Below are 18,436 nucleotides of genomic sequence, written 5' to 3'. Positions count from 1 at the left end.
TGCTGTAAGCGACGCCCGGGGCAGGGATATCAACCGATCCCGTTTTCTCAAGAAGCAGCCAGGAAACAGGCATGAGCACCACCGAGTTCGATCTTGTCGTCATCGGCGGCGGCCCCGGCGGTTACGTCGCGGCCCTTCGCGCGGCGCAACTGAAACTGTCGGTCGCCGTTGTGGAGGCCAATCACCTCGGGGGCATTTGCCTTAACTGGGGCTGTATCCCGACGAAAGCGCTGCTACGCGCTTCAGAAATCAACCACCTGCTGCATGACCTTGGGCAATTCGGGTTCGCCGCGGACAATCCTCGCTTTGACTTCCAAAAGGTCGTCGCGCGCTCTCGTGCTGTGTCGAAGCAGCTCTCTGGAGGCGTGGCTCATCTGTTGAAGAAAGCGAAGGTTCCCGTTTTCGACGGGTTTGCAAAGCTTTCAGGCGTTTCTGGTAAAAAGCGCAAAATTGAAGTAACGTTGAAGGACGGCGCGAAAGCCGTTCTGACGGCGACCAACGTAATTCTTGCGACGGGCGCGCGCGCGCGCGCGCTGCCGGGACTGGAGCCCGACGGCAAGTTCGTCTGGTCATATCGTGAGGCTCTGGTGCCGGATGAGTTGCCGAAGCGATTGCTGGTTATCGGCTCAGGTGCGATCGGCACGGAATTCGCGTCGTTTTACCGCAACATGGGCTCCGAGGTGACGCTGGTCGAGGTTGCTGATCGCATTCTCCCTGTCGAGGATGAAGAGATTAGCAAGCTGGCGCGCACGGCTTTCGAAAAACAGGGAATGAAGGTTCTCACGAGCGCCAAGGTTGGGCCTTTGAAGAAGGGCGCTTCGGAAGTCAGCGTCGATATCGAAGCGGGCGGCAAGACGCATAGCCTGACCTTCGATCGCGTGATCTCGGCTGTTGGAATTGTCGGCAATGTCGAGAATATCGGCGTTGACGGCACCCGGATCGTGGTCGAGAAAACACACATCGTCACCGACGAATTGTGCCGGACTGGCGAGCCGGGCGTGTACGCCATCGGTGACGTCGCGGGTGCGCCATGGCTTGCGCACAAGGCCAGCCATGAGGCGGTGATGTGTGTGGAAGCGATTGCCGGTCGCCATGTTCACCCGATTGACGCCACGAAAATTCCTGGCTGCACATATTGCCGGCCGCAGATCGCTTCAGTGGGTTACACGGAAGCAAAGGCTAAGGCGGCGGGCTATGAGGTCCGGGTCGGCCGCTTCCCATTCATCGGTAACGGCAAGGCGATCGCCATGGGCGAAGTCGACGGGCTGGTGAAGACTGTGTTCGACGCGAAGACGGGTGAACTTCTCGGCGCTCACATGATCGGAGCGGAAGTCACCGAGATGATTCAGGGCTACGTGATTGCTCGGAGTGGAGAGTTGACGGAAGCGGAGTTGAAGGAAACGGTGTTCCCGCATCCGACCATTTCAGAATCCATGCACGAGGCGGTGTTGGCGGCCTACGACGGAGCGCTTCATTTTTAATGTTCTGGTGGTGACATTCGCTTTGTTTTTTTATGGATTTTGGGGCGGCGCATTACGATGCGCCGCTTTTTTATATTGAGCTTTTTTCGATTTGAGCGTGTAATTTTATTCAGACAAAATGCAGCAGAATCAGGTTGCACCGACTTCTTTCTGTTATCTATCTGTTCGTATTTATTTTCACGATAATCGAAAATAAAATCTTATCGCATCAAAGTTCATATTATTTGCTTATTATATAAATTTGGAATTTTTAGATTTGAATTTGTAACGTATTGACATTCCGTGCCGCTTTCGGCCTTGCGCTTTGGGCATGAAGCGTGTGTCTAGGGCTTGTTCTGCAGGAGCACAGTCCGGCCATGCCACCTAGCCTTGGGGCACATTTCTTCGCCTCACTTTTGAATCCTGGCGTAAGTCTCCTGCTCGCCGTAGCATTCGGCCTCTTGTGGAGACATAACCGCTCACAGCTATACCCCAAATTGGCAGCATATTGCTACGCCGTAATGACGGCGGCATTTGTTTTGGCAGAATTGATTGGCCCAGAGTATCGCGTTCTGTCTTTCGTGGCAAATATAGGATTTCTTCTTTCATCTGTACTTATGTCGGCGTCTATAATAATTCGATACGAAGTTGGAATACCATTTTTTTTATATTCTCTGATATTTACGTTGATGGTTTCTTCTTATTCTATGGTGTCATTTGTTGATAATTGTTTGCCTTGCAGGCTTTACGACGTGAACTTTGCGTTAGGCTCTGTTTCTTTATTGACGGCTTTCAAGATGAGTAAAGCTCAAAGAAGGCATGTCATAGATAATATATTGTTCTCTTTGTGTTTCCTGGTTTCAGCAAACTATTTTATTCGCCCAGTTCTTTTGAGTGTGCTGTTTTCGGACAATTTTTCTGCATTTCATGAATCTCTATACTGGGCAACAACTATTTTTGCCCAAATTATGATTTCAGTTGCAGTGGCGCTTAATCTTCTTATTGCCATCGCAGTTGATCAGATGATGGAACTTCGGCGAGAGGCGAATACCGATAAGTTATCTGGTCTTCTGAATCGACACGGGTTTGATCACGCTTTGCAGACATTGAGAGACGCGGAGAGAGACAAGGATGAACCAATCGCGCTAGTGATAGCGGATCTGGACCATTTTAAGCGGATTAACGACACATTTGGCCATGGCGTCGGCGACGCGGTTATTGCGGCGTTCGGCTGCGTCGTGCGTGATACTCTATACGACAGGTGGATCGCTGCGAGGTTCGGCGGAGAAGAGTTTTCGATTTTGATGTACGGTGTCACTATCCCTGAAGCCTACGGAATCTGCGAAAAAATTCGCAAAAATTTTGAAACCCACTGTCGCGACAATATGTCAGGAAGACTTCGGGCGACAGTGAGTATAGGGCTGACGCCGGGCGCTCTGTCGAGTGATATCAAGCGTTTGTACACAGAAGCCGACAGCGCTTTGTATGAAGCAAAACGTGCTGGCCGAAACAACGTAAAAATTCATGTAATTGATGAAAATGTTGAGGGCTTTCTCTCTCGGAAGAGCGAAAGCTGCCTGCGCAGGGTCGTGTCCTAGACCGTGAAACCGCGTGCAAAGACGACAGCCGCTTCCCTCTGCTTATATTCTTTGTTCACGTAGGGGCTATTTGAATACGCTATGTTTTTACCGACACGAACCGATCTGCGTAGATCGCTGAAAAGTGGCTACACAAGCCTCATCGGAACACCCCTGGAAGGAGCATTGCGCGGGACTTGACGCCCCGTGCCAAGTGCTGCGCCGCTACCGCCCGACCCGGTTTGAACGGACAAGGGGGGCAACGCGGCGGAGGTATATAGCTCGAACGGTAGGGGCTCCGATTTTGGAATACATGAAGCGTTAGGGAGAGGGTGCGTTCAGGAAATTTTCAAGAATACTTAAAAACTCTATTGGTTTTTCAGCGTGAAGCCAATGCCCTGCCTCTGGAATGGTTTCCAGACGATAATGCGGGAAAAGGTGCTTCATTTCAGGGTAATTCGTCGGCTGTATATAACGGGATCTGCCGCCAGCGACAAAAAGCGTCTGTCCCGTGAAGGTCGTCTCCTCCGGTATGGATGGCCATCCGACGATCTCGGGCATGGCTGACGCGATCTCATGTATCCCGATCGTCCATCCCGGGTTTTCACCCAAACGGAGATTCTGAAGCATAAGATTTCGCACATCGGCTTCCGGAATGACACGGGACAGAAGCGTGTCTGCTTCGGCCCGGTTCAACGATGCGGGAAAGGGCAGGGCAGCCAGATCCGCAGCCAGCGTGTGGCTCTGTTGAAAGCCGCCTGCGCCTGGGGCGATATCCGCCACAAGCAGGCGCTCGACGGCCGCTGGATGGCGAAGCGCCAACATCATGGCCGTTTTGCCACCCATCGAGTGTCCGACTATCACGGCGGGCACTGCGTCATGCGCCGTCAGCGTCTCGAAGACGTCTTCGGCCATCGTGGGATAATTTGCGGGGCCGTGGGGGCTGTCGCCGTGGTTGCGCAGGTCGAGCGCCAGAGTTCGTTTGAATTCCCCTATTCGTCGTTGAAAAAAGCCGAAATTTCTGGCGCGCCCAAACAACCCGTGCAGAAATACGACCGGAGGCTTAGACAAGCCGTCGCCTGATTCAGGTTTCCGTTCGATGACGTCAAGCAGCATGGTTCTCAGGACTCCGTTTCATGCAGCAGGACGATTTTTCCGGAATGTGCTCCGTCTTCTATCATCCTGTGCGCCGCCGCCGCCTGAGCGAGCGGGAATGTCGCATGTATCAGCGGTGCGATTTCGCCCGCGTCAAGTTTGGGCCAGACGTTTTTCAGTAATTCCTGCGCTACGCGCGCCTTGAACGCCGAATCTCTGGGGCGAAGCGTCGTGCCGGTGATGGTAAGGCGCTTTGTCATCAAGCGGGCGAGCCCGACCTCCGACGCCTTTGCTCCGCCCTGAAGGGCGATGATTACGATCCGTCCCTCTTCTGACAGGCAGCGCAGGTTGCGATCGAGATACGAGCCGCCGACAATGTCGAGAATGACGTTCACGCCCTTTCCACCCGTCAGTGCGCCGATGCGTTCAACGAAGTCTTCGTTGCGGTAATTGATCGCCTTGGCTCCGAGCGTTTCGCACACGGCGCATTTTTCAGCGCTGCCAGCCGTAGCGTAGACCTCCGCGCCGAAAGCGCGCGCCATTTGTATCGCTGTGGTGCCGATGCCGCTGGAGCCGCCATGGATCAGAACGCGCTCTCCAGAGCGAAGCCCTGCTGTGATGAACAGGTTTGTCCAGACCGTAAAGAACGTTTCTGGCAGGGCAGCGGCCTGCACTGCGTCGAACCCTTTGGGCCAGGGCAGGCACTGACCGGTCGGAACGGCGCAGTAATCGGCATAGCCACCGCCATTGGCCAGGGCGCAGACGCGGTCGCCGATGGCAAGCGTCGGGGGCGGGGCATCGTCCGCAGTCGGTCCGAGCGCTACGACTTCGCCTGCGATTTCGAGGCCGAGCAGGGGACTGGCTCCCGGCGGAGGCGGATAAATGCCCTGACGTTGCATGACGTCCGGTCGGTTCACGCCGCTGGCGAACACGCGCACCAGCACTTCGCCGGGGCGAGGCGTCGGAACAGGCTCGTCTCCGAGATCCAGGACTTCCGGGCCGCCGGGTTGGTCGAGCACGATGGCTTGCATGGTCGGGGGGATGGTGGGAGTGGCTGTCATGATCAGGCGTCCTGCCGGTCAGCGGTAAGGAATCGTCGAAAACCCGGAGCTCTCGTTTGGGCGAAGATGCGATTGTGCCTCTCCGGGAGCATATGTCACGTCACATAAACGGAGCGTCATTGTACATTCGCCGGGACGCTAACCCGTTCAGGATCAACAACAAGGTGCGTCCGTCAGAACGAGAGTGTATGTGAGGGGTGGCGTGCGCGGCGAGGAGCCGGGCGGAGGCCATCATTACGAACTCCAATTGAGATGGCCCGCGAATGCAGTGCGGGGAAGCAGCGGGTATGGCCGCGAAGGTTGGAACAGAGGCAGGCGACGCGACGGCCCTTCTGCATGAGGAAGAGAGCTGCCAGAGTTCGATCGGGCCTTCGGCCGGTCGTCCTGGCCGACGCTCAGGCGCGGCGCAGCGTACGCTTGGTGTTTACTTCGTCCCCGGCGCCCGTACGCTCCGCAATATTCGATGTCTGGTGCGCGTCGATTCCCTTTGGTTGCTTGCTCTCTCGGCGGTGGTCGGGGCGTTGGCCGGGTTGGTCGTCGCGGCGATGACACATGCGACGTTGCTGGCGCACGTCGTGCTGTTCGGGGCGCCGGGAGGACGCTTATCCGGGTTGACGGCGCTGGCGCCATGGCGTTGCCTTGTCCCGGCGGTCGGCGGGTTGGGTCTCGGGCTGTTCGGCATGGCGATCAGGCGGAGCCTGCCGCTGCGCCCGGTCGATCCCATCGAAGCGAACGCGCTTCATGGCGGCAGGATGTCGCTTCGACAGAGTGTGCTGATCGCGATCCAGACAATTATCTCCAATGGCGCGGGCGCCTCGATCGGGCTGGAAGCCGGTTTCACCCAACTGGCTTCTGCAGCGGGCGCGCGGCTGGGATGCTTTTTACGTGTGCATCGGGCGGATATGCGGCTGCTGGTCGGGTGCGGTGCGGCTGGCGCCATAGGCGCCGCATTCGACGCGCCGCTGGCTGGCGCATTTTATGCGTTCGAATTGGTGATCGGCAGCTACACGATGGCCAATCTCGCTCCTGTGGCGCTTGCGTCGATATGCGCGACAGGCGTTGCGACGGTCGCGTGCAGCGTCATTCCTCCACTACATTTAGCGCCGCCGTCGGCGCTGCGGCTGCGCGATTGCCTGCCCGTCGCCGGTCTGGGCGCGTTCTGCGCGCTGTCTGGCATTGCGTTGATGCGTGTGGTTACGCTGATCGAGAGCGGGTTCAACCGGACCCGTTTGCCCGTCTGGAGCCGCCCCGCGCTGGGCGGCGCGGTCATTGGTGGATTGGCGCTGTTATCGCCAACGGTGCTGTCGTCCGGTCACATGGCCATGCGAGCCGGATTGATGGAGAGCCTGACGCTTGGGCGAGCGTCGTGGCTGTTTCTTCTGAAAGCTCTGGCGTCGGCGGTGTCCATAGGTTCGGGGTTTCGCGGCGGGCTGTTTTTCGCGTCGCTTTATCTGGGCGTGCTGAACGGCGCGATGTATGGCGACGTCCTGGCCCTGATCGGGATCGATCCGGTGTCGGTGCAGGTCTGTGCAATGGCGGGGATGTGCGCGTTGGCAGTGGCCGTCATCGGTGGTCCGATGACGATGATCTTTCTGGCTCTGGAGACGACCGGTAGCTTTCCCTTGACCGTCGCCGTGCTGATCTCGGCGCTGACGTCATCTTTCGCAACCCGGCGCTGGTTTGGTTATTCATTCGCCACCTGGCGGTTTCATCTGCGGGGCGAGAGCATCCGCTCCGCCGTGGACGTGGGGCGGGTGCGCAGTCTGACCGTCGAACACGTCATGCAGAAAGTCCCGCCGGTTATCGCCATGACCGCGTCTGTTGGCGAAGCGCGCCGACGTTTTGAGGGGCTTCAGCCCCGACATGTCGTCGTCACGGACGAACTCGGAAAATATGCGGGGCTTGTCGCAGCGGACGCCTACAACGCGATCGGCCTGCCGGAAAGCGAGTTGCTGGGGCTTTTGCTTACAGATCCGGGCGTCGTGCTCAGACCGCATGAGCCTGTTCGCGATGCGCTTGCGACCTTTGAACGCATCCGCGCGCCAGCGCTCGTGGTGTTGGGCGGGCCGTGTGGAGGAGAGATTGTTGGCCTTCTGACCGAGCGTTACGTGCTCAGGCGCTTCGCGAAGGAGCTTGAGCGGGCCTGGCGGGATATCGCCGGGGACGTCTGACGGCACCCGTCAGGCATGACGGGCGCCTGGTCGTCGTCACCAGCCGAAGCCGGGGCCATACATGAACCCCGGACCAAATCCAGGTCCCCATGCGCCCCAGTTCCAACTGGCGTCGTTGTATTCCTGCGCCGACATCGCCTGCTCATCGGCCAGATTTTGCTGTTGCTGGAACTGGCGATAACGCCCGTAGGCGTCCTGGCTGCCAACATACAGGCAGGCGCAGACGGTCGGATCGGCATAGACGTAAAACACGGAATCGCCTTTGGCGCGGCGAACGAACCGGTGGCTCGGTAACGAGCGCAGCATCGCCTGTCGCTCAGGCGTGTTCGCAGGCTGGTCGATGAATCCTGCGGCCGAAAGGTGGTCCTCCTTGGAAGAGACGATTTCCTGAGGGGAGGCGCAGGCGGCGAGCGTGGCGAGGCCCAGCGCCAGAGCGGCGACCGCTCCAGGGTGAACAGATTTGAGAGATGTTTTTGAAAGCACGGAGAGTGGCTCCCTTCCTTCCGCGACGGCTCCACGCCGGAGGGTCTGCTGACGGTTTTACACTATCAACTGCTATTTCCGCGCCAAGTTTGACATGTTTTGTTGTAATTTATATTTAATTTTGAGACGACCCTCATCCGGAAGTTGGCGCGGCGAGATTGCCAGTTGCCTATCGCCGTATGATTTCGGATGTTCCGGGCATGTGGGACGAACCTTACCTTGAAACCTGTTGCCGATCGGCGCTGCATCGGCTCTGCCTCTCCGGTTCTCTGGGGAGGCCGACTGGTCTGAGGGACCAGCCTTGTCTTGAGCGCCTTGAGGGACTCGGATTCGCGTGCACAGACGCGGATGGACGATTTCATGTCACGCCTGAGGGCGAGGCCCGGCGCCGGTCCGAAATTCTGAAACTCGCTTCATGACCGAACGGCGGCTCGGGAGCAGCGCCGGAGAATGCGAGAGAGACGAGATCCCGCAGGCGGCGGAAGACATACGCTGGGAGGCGTTCTGGGAGCTGCTTGATCTGGCGGCGGCTGAATGTGGACTGAGCGTGTCTGGCCTGGCGAAGGCCGCTGGGCTGGACGCCACTGCGTTGAATCCGTCAAAGCGTTTTGCCCCTGATGGCCGCCGACGCTGGTTGCGGATGGATACGGTGTTTCGCTTGCTCGATATCGCGGAGATCTCCTTGGCGAGGTTCGCCGAAGCAATGGAGCAAGGTGCGGCGCGAGGAAACGTCAAGCCAGGCGCGCAGACCGCGTTGCCGGAATACGCCTTGCTGCGCGCGACGTCGTTCTCGCATCTCGCGGTCACAGGACTTTTTGATCGCGCGTTTCTGCCTGCAGGGCGGCCTCGTGGGAGTGTCGTGGCGCGTCGTCGGCTTGACGCGTCTGCCTCTCCATGGGGTGAGATCGCTGCGCCGATCACTGGTTGCGGCCCCCACGATTACGCAGTGCGCCTGAACACGGTAGATTATGAGCCGGTATTTCGCGACAGCAGCTTACTCGTCATCGCGCCCGACGCCGCTTTGCACTCGGGAGATCGCGCGCTTTTACATGGCGAGGGCGTCGTTCCGCGGATTGTAAGGATTCAGATATTGAGCGCCGATGAGGCAACGGTCGTTTCGCTGATCGGAGACGTCTCGGAAACTATCGATCTGTCGCAGCGACTGGTATTGCATCGAATTGTCGCTGCTACATTGTAGAGATTTACCCGATCATACGGCGTCGCACGATTGAATGACGGTTATTAAAAACAGAGTTGTATCCGCCGCGCGGGTGGAGCGGGTAAATCGCTCGATTTTTTTGAGGGTAAGTCTTGAAGCTGCAAGCAGACAGTAAAGCTTCCCGTTCCAGATGGGGCGATCATTATGCGCGGTCGTTGGCTTCGTGTGCGCCTTGCACGGAACGAACGCGGTCAATGAGGCCCTGGAAATAGATTTTCGAGCGGGGGGGAAGCAGCTGCTTATGATCCATCTGCAGGAAGTTCACCTTCCGGCGCCTGAAGAGATGGTTTTGGGTCTGTTCAATCGCCAGCGGGTAAGAGAGTCAAAACGGTTTATTTTTAAGGAAGTAAATTTTTCTATATTTGTCATATTTACGTCAAAGTATTTCAGATTTTTGACTTTATAAGTGGGGCGGCTGTGACGCCATTACATATACGTAATGTGGATGGATGTTCAACGCAATCACGCAATTGAGATGAAACTTTATCTGACGTATGCGGAAAAATAGTTAACAAGCAACAAGCCCAAAAAATGGGCGCAAGGCCAGAAATGAAAACGGAAATCGGTGTCCTCGCCGCTGGAGATCCGTATCCGGCGAGCCAGCAGCCGGATCGCAGTGTTCTCGCACGTCCGCGTTTTATCCAAACCGTCGTAGCTGCGATGGGGCTATTCGCAGGAGCCGCAGAGGCGCAGGGGGCAGTCCCCGTCGCAGGTCGAAGCACGGACCTTGCCGTGCATGCTCACACCTCATGGGCTACCGGCCCTGTCGATCATGATCCAGCCAGCCCGGCACGAACATTATCCGGAGAGCGCGTCACGCGGATCATTACGATTCCGTCGACCACGCCGGGGCAACCGCCGAATAAAATTGAAGTGGCTCCCATGTTTTCTCCCGAAGTTTTTTCGGGATTTTTTCCGCCGCAATGGGATGCGCACCGCAATACGTTGCTGGAAGACCAGTATTTCGCGCCGTCTCCGACGACCCAGCATCTGTTGCCGTCTTTGAACGGATTCAGGCAGAGATTGGGCAATTACGGCGTCGGATTTCAGATGTCTTACAAGGCCGAGGCGCTTGGCGTCGCCAGCGGCGGTAAAGAACGTGGCATGGAGTATATACACGAGGTCAATTTTCGTGTGGACCTCGATTTAAAGAAAATGCTGGGCCTCGATGGCTGGTCCGTACATGGCCTGATCCTGGAGCGCGCAGGACGTTCTGTCGGCAAGCAAAAGCTCGGCGATTATTACATAAATTATGGAGAGATATACGGTCTTTCAGGAAATTCGGTGGCGCATCTTGGGTTTCTCTACGCCGAAAAACGGTTCCTGAACAATCGGGTAGATATTATTTTTGGCCGCATGCCGCTTAGCACCGATTTTGCGACGTCTCCGCTGATCTGCACCTTCATGCTGCTCTGCTCTGCTCCGGTTGCATTGAAGCTCGACGCGGGTCTCAGTGTCTATCCGAAAGCGTCATGGGGCGCGCGTATTCGGATGCGTCCGACGCGCGATACAGTTCTTCAATTCGGCGCGTATCAGGTGCGCCCGACCGCAAGCGACATCAGCGGTTGGGCGTGGGCTGGCGAAGAGACTACCGGTGCGGCGTTCCCCGTCGAATTCACGTGGCAACCGTTTTTCGGTTCGAAAAAACTCGTCGGGCATTACAAGGTCGGCTATATGCACGACACCTCGATCTATGCCGATAACATCGGGAAACTTTCGCCCGCTCTGGCGAAGGCGAATGGTGTGTTCGCGCGGACATCGCAAAGAGATTCGGTCTGGGTGCTGTTTGACCAGATGATTTATCGCAGCGGTGGCGTGACGCAGATGGACGGCGCCTATGTTCTGGCCGGGTATGTCCACAACACGCCCCGTAACTCGATTTATTCGGATGAAGCGTGGGCAGGAGCGTCGTTCGCCGGGTTGATCCCGGGACGAAATCACGATCGCCTCGGCGTACTATACAACTATTATCGAGTCAGCCCGAGGCTGGAGGCCGGCCAGCGTATTCGTGAGGATGCAGGATTCAGTCTGGGCGCCACCGTCGCGGGGCCGCAAAAAACGACATCGGTGATCGAGGTGAACTACGGCATTGACGCCATGCATGGCTTGCTGGTTCAGCCAGAATTCGAATATGTTTTTCGACCTGGCGGCACAAGCCGTATTCCGAACGCGGCAGTGTTGGGCGTGAAAGTCATCGGAATTCTATAACTTGTTTTGGCACGTAGCGCCGGACGGGCGGAGTCGGCTCTGTTCCGTCACGTGCATCAGACGGTGGTACAGGGTCTTTTAACGCCGCTGACCGTTATCTGGTGAGCGGCGCAAGACGTCGGCAAGGTTTAAGGAATGGCTTGGCTCGTAATCGGCAATTGGTCCTAAGCGGCTCGATGGCAGGCTGTTTCAGGCCCTTGCAAAAGAGGGCGCTATGATGTTCTGAAACCCGGCTACATGGAGTAGCCAGGTTTTTTGTAGAGATTGCCTGCCTTCTGAACGATGTCAGGCCGGTAAACCTGATCGCGCCAATCAGGGGGCTGAACCTCTTCGAAGCTGACTGACACCGCGTCATTTCCGTAACCAAGGATGGTGGTCACATTTTCCGTTATGGCTTCGACGAGCCGCAGCTTCTTTTGCTCGGATTGTCCGGGCCACAGTTTCACAATGATATGCGGCATAAATCACCTCACCAGGGTTGGCTGGTCGGACCGATCGTAAATTCGTTTATGTTGGTGTCTTCAGGCGCGTCGATCGCAAACGAAACCACACTTGCAACCCGTTCGGCAGAGATGGCGTACTGGCTGTAAAGACTTTTCATCGCTGCGGCCGCGGTTGGGTCAGAGATGCCGCCCAGCAGTTCCGTATTGATCGCTGCCGGGTAGATGGTCGATGTGCGGATGTTGGAACCTTCCATGGCTGATTCCATGCGAAGTACTTCCATGAAATCGCGAACGAACCATTTGGCGCCTCCATAGATAGCGCTACCCGGATAGGCTTTGAGGCCTGCGACAGACGAAACTGCAATGACGTGCCCCGATTTCTGCGCCAGAAAGAGGGGCATGGAAGCTGCGACGCCGTTTAACACCCCCTTTATGTTGATATCGACGCATGCGTTCCACTCGTCCGTTTTCAAGGCTGAAACCGGCGACGTGGGCATCAGGCCCGCATTGAGGAAGATGACGTCGACACGGCCAAACTTCTCTTCAGCGAGGCGAATTAACGCGTCGTTGTCAGTCTGCTTGGTCACGTCCATGGCGGCGTAGGCGGCCACGCCGCCTTCGGCTTTGATAGATTCGGCTATAGCCTTGAGGCGATCTTCTCTCCGGGCGCCGAGCACGACTTTCGCCCCCTGACGCGCCAGGAGGCGGGCGCTTGCTTCGCCAATGCCCGAAGACGCTCCCGTAATTACGACGACCTTGTTTTCAATCATGTTTTTTATCTCGCGAAAATTGTCTTGTCAGGCGCCGTATTGCTGGTCCGAAACCTGCTCCAGCCAGTCGACGACCTTGCCATTCTCGACTTCCTGAATGGCGATATGGGTCATGGCTGTGGCAGGCGCGGCGCCGTGCCAATGTTTTTCTCCGGGCGCGAAGAACACGACGTCGCCCGGACGAATCTCTTCGAGAGCGCCGCCCCAGCGCTGCACGCGCCCGATGCCCGACGTGACGACGATGGTCTGGCCGAGCGGGTGCGTGTGCCACGCGGTACGCGCGCCGGGCTCGAAAGTGACGGTTGCTCCCTGCACTCGATCCGGGGCTGCGGGATTGAAAAGGGGATCAACGCGGACGGTACCCGTAAACCAGTCGGTCGGACCTTTCATTGAAGGCTTATGCCCGGCGCGGAAAATTTCCATCTTGTCCTCCTGTCTGTCTCATGCGGATGAAACGGCTTGTGGACAGGAAAATACGCGCAGCTTGTGGTCCGTGATTAGGGCCGATAAGGTTTACGAATCATTGAAATAAGCTCAGCAATGCCACGCGATCATATAAACGAAATCACTGCCTTTTTGACCGTCGCCAGGGAGAGGAGCTTCACGCGAGCTGCCGCCGAATTAGGCGTTACGCCCTCGGCCCTGAGCCATACCGTCAGAGGTTTAGAGGAAAAACTCGGGCTTAGGCTACTCTCTCGCACGACAAGAAATGTGGCCACCACTGACGCTGGTGAACGGTTGATGCGGCGACTGGGACCGTTGTTTGAGCAGGTGTCGGCCGAACTCGATTCAATTACGTCGCTTCGCGATAAGCCGGCAGGCGTCATTCGGATCACCTGCGACGATGTGGCGATTGAGCTCATATTTCGTCCAAGGCTGGCTGAATTTCTTCGGCAGTATCCCGACATAAGTGTTGAAATCAGCATGAGTTATGCGTTCGTCGATATTGTTGCCGAGCGTTTCGACGCTGGCGTGCGCATAGGTGAATCCATAGAACGCGACATGGTTGCTACGCGTATCGGTCCTGACTGGCGTTTCTGCGTCGTCGGAGCCCCGACATATTTTGAAGGACGCTCTGCGCCAGAAACACCACAAGAGCTTGGGAGCCACAACTGCATTAACATGCGGATGGCGACTGCTGGAGGAAACCTTAGATGGGAATTTCGTAGTCCCGAAGGCGAAGATTTCGCATTGCGTGTTTCCGGGCAGGCTACTTTCAGTAACGCTATGCTGGTCTTGCAAGGCGCCCTGGATGGGCTGGGCCTCGGATACGTTCCTTATATTCTGGCCAAGCCTTATCTGGACGATGGCAGACTTATGGAAGCGTTATCGGACTGGTGCCCCGACTATGAGGGCTACCATCTCTATTATCCCAGTCGAAAACTACACTCTCCCGCTTTCGCAGCGTTTGTCGAAACTATGCGCTATCGCACCTGACTGCAGATAAAATATTGGAGTTGATCAGAGAGTTTTTGTGTTTTCGGAAATGAAATTGCAGGTCTGCCCTCAGGTCGCGAAGGCGATCGTCTTGTATGCCTCTATTTTTCCTCAAATGGAAAAGGCAGCGCGGCTCGCTGGTTGACGTCCGGCGTCAACCTGTGCGCGAGGGGCGGGAAGGCGCGGGAACGGCAATCCACCCAGTCGCAAAGATGGCAGGAGATGCCGATTGGCGTCGCTTTAGCCTCCAGATTGAGGCGCTCTCCATAGACCAGTTCCTTGGCGCGGGAGACATCGCAGCCGATGGCGACGGTCTGCCTCGGCCTGGGTTCGCCCCAACGGGATACGCCGCTGGAGATGGTGCGCGCTACGGACAGGTAGCTCATGCCATTGGTGAAGGAGCCGATCTGAACCTGAATTTCTCCAGGCGTCGAAAAGGCCGTGCAGGCATTCCATTGAGGGCAGGGGTTGCCTTGCCGAGGCATAGGAAAGCCGCATGAGGAGAAGCTTTTCGTGATGTTGCCTGCGGGGTCGAGGCGCGCAAAAAAGAGCGGTACGCCGCGTGCGCCTGGCCGCTGCAGGCTGGCCAGTCTTTGCGCCGCCTGTTGGAACGAAACGCCAAAACGCACCGTAAGGATGTCGAGGTCGTAACGGAGGGAGACCGCAGCATTCAGATACGCTGTGTATGGCATCAGCAACGCGCCAGCAGCGTAGTTTGCAAGGCCAATGTGCAGGAAGGTTCGGGCCTCCTCGGAGCTTGGCGCTGCATCCTTTATGACGCTCTCGATCGCTTCACGCGCTTCGAACAGCATCATCTGGAAGGCGAGGTGAAACCCGCGGCTCTCGCGGGGGACGAGGTCGGAAAGGATCAGGACGCGTGAAGAGGGGTCGTATCGGCGCAGCACGTCGTCTACGGGAAGGACGCGGACGATGACGCCGTGGCGTTGGCGCAGTCTGGTCGCTATGGCGTGGTTAGTTTCCGCCTGGGGTAACGCTTCTCCCGCAGAGAAGCCAAGTTCACGGGCCATGTCGGCGCGAACGGCCTCCGCCACGGCTTCCAGTTCGGGAAAATAATTCATCCGTTCGTCGTAGATCCGGCGAACTTCGTCTTGAGGAAGAATGACGCGCCGCCCCCCGGGCAGTGAGATCGACTCCGCATCGTGTCGCGCGGCGCGAAACGCCTGATGTAGAGTCAACACCGCACGTGCGACTGTCGGCTGCGCCGCCAGGGTCGTGATCTCGTGGGCGGAGCCTTCCAGATCGGTGCCCAGTTCCGGATCTGACAGGGCTTCGCGCAGAAGGTTCTCGACCTTCTGTTCCTCTGTTCCCGAAAGGGTTTCGATGTTGACGTCGAGCGCGCGGGTGAACTTGATAAGCAGCGACGCGGTTACGGAACGCTGGTCGTGCTCGATAAGGTTCAGGTAGCTGGCGGAGATGCCCAGGCGTGCGGCGAGCGCCTGCTGGGATAATCCTCTTTCGAGACGAAGGCGTCGCACGATGCGACCGATGCGTGTTCCGGGACTGCTGCTCATGGGTTGATTTACAAATGTTCAGGGTTGTTTGTAAAGATGTTTACAACATTCACGGACCAAATGACCTTTCTATCTGGAAGTATTCGCCGCGTTCATCCTAACTGACGTCACGAACGATCAATGGGGAGCGGCTGTCATGTCGATCCAGAGTGGCAAGGTCTGGGCGGATGATCTGGGGCAAGGCGTCGGCCATGCCGCAGGCAACGCGCTTGGAGTCGCAGGCTTCCTTGAGGTTGGACGAACTTTTGCGCAGGCAGGCGCGTCGCGCTTGCCGAAACCGTTACGTGGAAGGTCGCGGGCTGGCGATCCGGCCACGTGGCGGGCAGGAATAGGCGGCGGCGTCATGGACGGCATAACGATGCACTGCATGCGCAGAATCCATGATGGCCCACTTGACGCGGTCGCCACAATCGCCAGCGGCGGAACGTCTTGGACATCCGTCATGCATGGCTCCATCGGAAGCGGTCGACTTCGCAGGAAGGCTGCATCCGGAAAGGACAAGACTCCGGACTAACGGAGCGCCCTCCCTGCTTGCGTTCCGTGTAACGCGGTGGGGGGTGAAATTTGTGTCTTTGCATCCCGGTCCGGCCGATCCCAGCGGGGTCGGTCGGTAACCGTTTCAATGGCTTTTTGAATTCCGGCGCACGAAACCAGCGCTGTCAGTGGGAGAATCTGACATGACGACCCGTATCGAGATCGGTTCGATTAGCGTGGACCAGGGGCTCCACGCCTTCATCAACACCGAAGTCCTGCCAGGAACCGACGTTTCGGCGGCGGAGTTCTGGAGCGGGTTGGCTGGTTTGGTCGAGACCTTCGGGCCTAAAATCAGGGAGGCTCTCGATGCCAGGGATCAATTGCAGGACAAAATCGATGCGTTCCTGGGGGAGAACCCTAACGCCGAGGCCGACAGTCAGATCGGATTTCTGCGCGAGATAGGGTATATCGAGCGCGAGCCCAACGATTTTACGGTGTCGACAGACAGTCTCGATGATGAAATCGGGCGGGTGGCCGGACCGCAGCTCGTCGTGCCTGTGAATAACGCCCGTTACGCGCTGAACGCCGCAAATGCGCGGTGGGGCAGCCTGTATGATGCGTTCTATGGAACCGACGCGCTGTCGCAGTCAGCGCCGCTGACTCCTGGCAAGGCCTATAACGAACTGCGTGGCCGCGCAGTTGTGCAGCGCGTGCGCCTGTTTCTCGATGAGACGACGCCTCTTCTGTTCGGAAGCCATGTGGATGTGACGAGCTATTATGTCCGTCATGGCGAACTGCACGCGAAGCTCGAATGCGGTCGCACCACGGGGCTGCGGAGCCCCACCCAGTTCGCGGGATTCGCAGGGGAGGCGGGCGAACCGACCGCTGTGTTGCTGCGCAATCACGGGCTGCACATAGAACTGCGCTTCGACCGAACCTCGGCTGTTGGCAAAACGGACAAGGCTGGCGTCGCGGATGTGATTCTGGAGTCCGCTCTCACGACAATCATGGATTGTGAGGACAGTGTTTCCGCTGTCGACGCTGAGGACAAGGTTCACGTCTATCGCAACTGGCTCGGTCTGATGCGCGGTGAACTGACCGCGGACGTGCCGCGCGGCGACAAGGTCGTGACGCGCAGACTTGCTGCTGATCGCACCTATATCGGCACGGACGGCGCGCCGTTCACGCTGCCGGGTCGTAGCCTGCTGCTCGCCCGCACGGTCGGACACCATATGACCACCGACGCGGTTCTGGATTCAGGACTGGACGAGGCGCCGGAAGGCGTGATCGACGCCGCTGTGCTGGCTTTGATCGGCCTGCACGATCTTCGCAGTGAGCGCGCGACGCGCAACAGTCGCGCCGGGTCGATCTACATTGTGCGCCCAAAGATGCACGGTTCGCAGGAAGTCGCGTTGTCCGATGGCGTGTTCGCCGCGATAGAAGACATGCTGTCGCTGCCGCGCAACACGATCAAAATGGGCGTGATGGATGAGGAGCGTCGCACCAGCGTCAATCTCGCAGCGTGCCTGCACGCCGCGCGCGAACGGGTTGTCTTCATCAACACAGGCTTCCTCGACCGGACGGGCGATGAGATCCACACCTGCATGAAGGCAGGCCCCGTCGTCCGCAAAGGAGACATGAAAACCACCGCCTGGATCAAGGCGTATGAGCAGCGCAATGTCGCGATCGGCATCAAAAGCGGCCTGACCGTCGGTCCTGACGGCCACGGGCAGATCGGCAAGGGCATGTGGGCCATGCCTGATCGCATGGAGGATATGCTTGAACAAAAGGGCGCGCAGCTCCGCGCCGGCGCATGCACCGCCTGGGTGCCGTCGCCGACAGCCGCCACATTACATGCGCTGCACTACCACGAGGTCGACGTCGCCGCCGCGCAACGCGAATTGCGGCACGCGCCCGCTGCGCCGCTGTCCGAGCTTCTGACTCTGCCGCTGGCGGGAGGCCGGTCGTGGTCCGAGATGGAGATCGCACACGAACTCGATACGAACCTGCAGAGCATTTTGGGCTACGTGGTGCGCTGGGTGGATCTGGGCGTCGGATGCTCCAAGGTGCCGGACATGAACAATGTCGGGCTTATGGAAGATCGCGCAACGCTTCGTATCTCCGCGCAGCACGTTGCAAACTGGCTGATGCACGGCGTCGTCTCGCAGGAGCAGGTTGACAGCGCATTCACACGCATGGCTCGCATCGTCGACCAGCAGAATGAGGGCGAACCCGGCTATCGCCCGCTGACGGCGAATGCCGAGGGGCCTGCGTTTATGGCGGCGAAAGACCTCGTGTTTCGCGGAGCGGAGCAGCCGAATGGATACACGGAGGCGATTCTGCACCGCCGCCGCCGGGAGGCGAAACGTCGTGACGCTCTGGAGGCCACTTCTCGCGAGGATGTCGGGTTCGCCGCAGGTTAAACCTGACGGCCGCAGATTGATCGCTCCGGCTGGTCGGGGCCAGGCGGGGCCTCTCCGATTGCCTTGGCGACTCTGTCGCGCGA

The 18,436-nt window shown here is 58.0% G+C and carries 16 protein-coding genes; 9 read left to right on the top strand and 7 right to left on the bottom strand.

The window, feature by feature from the left end:
- Positions 1-71 precede the first annotated feature (71 nt).
- Positions 72-1,481: a dihydrolipoyl dehydrogenase gene (gene lpdA, locus G442_RS0109415; protein WP_026397803.1), complete on the top strand. Its 1,410-nt coding sequence runs from the start codon at positions 72-74 to the stop codon at positions 1,479-1,481.
- Positions 1,482-1,837: 356 nt separating this feature from the next.
- Positions 1,838-3,058: a GGDEF domain-containing protein gene (locus G442_RS24365; protein WP_084440471.1), complete on the top strand. Its 1,221-nt coding sequence runs from the start codon at positions 1,838-1,840 to the stop codon at positions 3,056-3,058.
- 300 nt (positions 3,059-3,358) lie between these two features.
- Here G442_RS24365 and G442_RS0109405 read toward each other — a convergent pair whose 3' ends face one another.
- Together G442_RS0109405 and G442_RS0109400 are read right to left on the bottom strand one after the other, a co-directional pair.
- Positions 3,359-4,153, bottom strand: coding sequence for an alpha/beta fold hydrolase (locus tag G442_RS0109405; RefSeq protein WP_026397802.1), 795 nt, complete (start codon positions 4,151-4,153; stop codon positions 3,359-3,361).
- Between the two features lie 5 nt (positions 4,154-4,158).
- Entirely contained in the window at positions 4,159-5,193 is a 1,035-nt protein-coding gene (locus tag G442_RS0109400) for an NAD(P)H-quinone oxidoreductase (protein ID WP_026397801.1), read from the bottom strand.
- Positions 5,194-5,480: 287 nt separating this feature from the next.
- Between G442_RS0109400 and G442_RS21615 the strand changes: the two genes are divergently transcribed.
- Positions 5,481-7,364, top strand: coding sequence for a chloride channel protein (locus G442_RS21615; RefSeq protein WP_084440470.1), 1,884 nt, complete (start codon positions 5,481-5,483; stop codon positions 7,362-7,364).
- A gap of 36 nt (positions 7,365-7,400) precedes the next feature.
- Here the strand turns inward: G442_RS21615 and G442_RS0109390 are convergent, their stop codons facing one another.
- Entirely contained in the window at positions 7,401-7,847 is a 447-nt protein-coding gene (locus tag G442_RS0109390) for a hypothetical protein (RefSeq protein WP_246789387.1), read from the bottom strand.
- Between the two features lie 200 nt (positions 7,848-8,047).
- On the opposite strand from G442_RS0109390, the gene G442_RS26160 reads away from it, so the two are divergent.
- The 3 genes from G442_RS26160 (at position 8,048) to G442_RS0109375 (ending at position 11,274) form a co-directional block, all read left to right on the top strand.
- On the top strand, positions 8,048-8,266 hold the full coding sequence (locus G442_RS26160) for a hypothetical protein (protein ID WP_084440483.1): 219 nt from the start codon (positions 8,048-8,050) through the stop codon (positions 8,264-8,266).
- Positions 8,263-9,045 carry a hypothetical protein gene (locus tag G442_RS23935; RefSeq protein ID WP_051292144.1) on the top strand — a complete coding sequence of 261 codons (783 nt, stop codon included), beginning with the start codon at positions 8,263-8,265 and terminating at the stop codon, positions 9,043-9,045. Before G442_RS26160 ends, G442_RS23935 begins: the two co-directional genes overlap by 4 nt.
- Positions 9,046-9,615: 570 nt before the next feature.
- Positions 9,616-11,274 (top strand): carbohydrate porin, encoded by a 1,659-nt coding sequence (locus G442_RS0109375; RefSeq protein ID WP_246789386.1) that lies wholly within the window; start codon positions 9,616-9,618, stop codon positions 11,272-11,274.
- 233 nt (positions 11,275-11,507) lie between these two features.
- On the opposite strand, the gene G442_RS0109370 is transcribed toward G442_RS0109375, so the two are convergent.
- Genes G442_RS0109370 through G442_RS0109360 form a run of 3 tightly spaced genes read right to left on the bottom strand, consistent with a single transcriptional unit; the run spans position 11,508 to position 12,910 of the window.
- Positions 11,508-11,735: a tautomerase family protein gene (locus G442_RS0109370; protein WP_026397797.1), complete on the bottom strand. Its 228-nt coding sequence runs from the start codon at positions 11,733-11,735 to the stop codon at positions 11,508-11,510.
- A gap of 8 nt (positions 11,736-11,743) precedes the next feature.
- Positions 11,744-12,487 (bottom strand): SDR family oxidoreductase, encoded by a 744-nt coding sequence (locus G442_RS0109365; protein WP_026397796.1) that lies wholly within the window; start codon positions 12,485-12,487, stop codon positions 11,744-11,746.
- Positions 12,488-12,514: 27 nt separating this feature from the next.
- Positions 12,515-12,910, bottom strand: a complete 396-nt coding sequence (locus G442_RS0109360; RefSeq protein WP_026397795.1) for a (R)-mandelonitrile lyase — start codon at positions 12,908-12,910, stop codon at positions 12,515-12,517.
- Between the two features lie 117 nt (positions 12,911-13,027).
- On the opposite strand from G442_RS0109360, the gene G442_RS0109355 reads away from it, so the two are divergent.
- Positions 13,028-13,924 (top strand): LysR family transcriptional regulator, encoded by an 897-nt coding sequence (locus tag G442_RS0109355; protein ID WP_026397794.1) that lies wholly within the window; start codon positions 13,028-13,030, stop codon positions 13,922-13,924.
- Between the two features lie 101 nt (positions 13,925-14,025).
- On the opposite strand, the gene G442_RS0109350 is transcribed toward G442_RS0109355, so the two are convergent.
- Complete coding sequence (locus G442_RS0109350; protein WP_026397793.1) at positions 14,026-15,456, bottom strand: helix-turn-helix domain-containing protein; 1,431 nt, start codon at positions 15,454-15,456, stop codon at positions 14,026-14,028.
- Between the two features lie 136 nt (positions 15,457-15,592).
- On the opposite strand from G442_RS0109350, the gene G442_RS0109345 reads away from it, so the two are divergent.
- Together G442_RS0109345 and G442_RS0109340 are read left to right on the top strand one after the other, a co-directional pair.
- The gene (locus tag G442_RS0109345) at positions 15,593-15,970 is read left to right on the top strand and encodes a hypothetical protein (RefSeq protein ID WP_026397792.1); all 378 of its coding nucleotides are present in this window, start codon (positions 15,593-15,595) and stop codon (positions 15,968-15,970) included.
- A gap of 163 nt (positions 15,971-16,133) precedes the next feature.
- Complete coding sequence (locus G442_RS0109340; protein ID WP_026397791.1) at positions 16,134-18,353, top strand: malate synthase G; 2,220 nt, start codon at positions 16,134-16,136, stop codon at positions 18,351-18,353.
- Positions 18,354-18,436: the final 83 nt, after the last annotated feature.

The sequence above is a fragment of the Acetobacter nitrogenifigens DSM 23921 = NBRC 105050 genome (genome assembly GCF_000429165.1).
In the GTDB taxonomy this organism is placed as follows: domain Bacteria; phylum Pseudomonadota; class Alphaproteobacteria; order Acetobacterales; family Acetobacteraceae; genus Acetobacter; species Acetobacter nitrogenifigens.
The sequence above is the reverse complement of the archived record's forward strand: the minus strand, read 5'-3'. Positions and strand labels throughout refer to the sequence as shown.

Coding starts and splice junctions, on each gene's coding strand:
- lpdA (WP_026397803.1), top strand. CDS start 72: ATGAGCACCACCGAGTTCGATCTTGTCGTCATCGGCGGCGGCCCCGGC.
- G442_RS24365 (WP_084440471.1), top strand. CDS start 1,838: ATGCCACCTAGCCTTGGGGCACATTTCTTCGCCTCACTTTTGAATCCT.
- G442_RS0109405 (WP_026397802.1), bottom strand. CDS start 4,153: ATGCTGCTTGACGTCATCGAACGGAAACCTGAATCAGGCGACGGCTTG.
- G442_RS0109400 (WP_026397801.1), bottom strand. CDS start 5,193: ATGACAGCCACTCCCACCATCCCCCCGACCATGCAAGCCATCGTGCTC.
- G442_RS21615 (WP_084440470.1), top strand. CDS start 5,481: ATGGCCGCGAAGGTTGGAACAGAGGCAGGCGACGCGACGGCCCTTCTG.
- G442_RS26160 (WP_084440483.1), top strand. CDS start 8,048: ATGTGGGACGAACCTTACCTTGAAACCTGTTGCCGATCGGCGCTGCAT.
- G442_RS23935 (WP_051292144.1), top strand. CDS start 8,263: ATGACCGAACGGCGGCTCGGGAGCAGCGCCGGAGAATGCGAGAGAGAC.
- G442_RS0109375 (WP_246789386.1), top strand. CDS start 9,616: ATGAAAACGGAAATCGGTGTCCTCGCCGCTGGAGATCCGTATCCGGCG.
- G442_RS0109370 (WP_026397797.1), bottom strand. CDS start 11,735: ATGCCGCATATCATTGTGAAACTGTGGCCCGGACAATCCGAGCAAAAG.
- G442_RS0109365 (WP_026397796.1), bottom strand. CDS start 12,487: ATGATTGAAAACAAGGTCGTCGTAATTACGGGAGCGTCTTCGGGCATT.
- G442_RS0109360 (WP_026397795.1), bottom strand. CDS start 12,910: ATGGAAATTTTCCGCGCCGGGCATAAGCCTTCAATGAAAGGTCCGACC.
- G442_RS0109355 (WP_026397794.1), top strand. CDS start 13,028: ATGCCACGCGATCATATAAACGAAATCACTGCCTTTTTGACCGTCGCC.
- G442_RS0109350 (WP_026397793.1), bottom strand. CDS start 15,456: ATGAGCAGCAGTCCCGGAACACGCATCGGTCGCATCGTGCGACGCCTT.
- G442_RS0109345 (WP_026397792.1), top strand. CDS start 15,593: ATGTCGATCCAGAGTGGCAAGGTCTGGGCGGATGATCTGGGGCAAGGC.
- G442_RS0109340 (WP_026397791.1), top strand. CDS start 16,134: ATGACGACCCGTATCGAGATCGGTTCGATTAGCGTGGACCAGGGGCTC.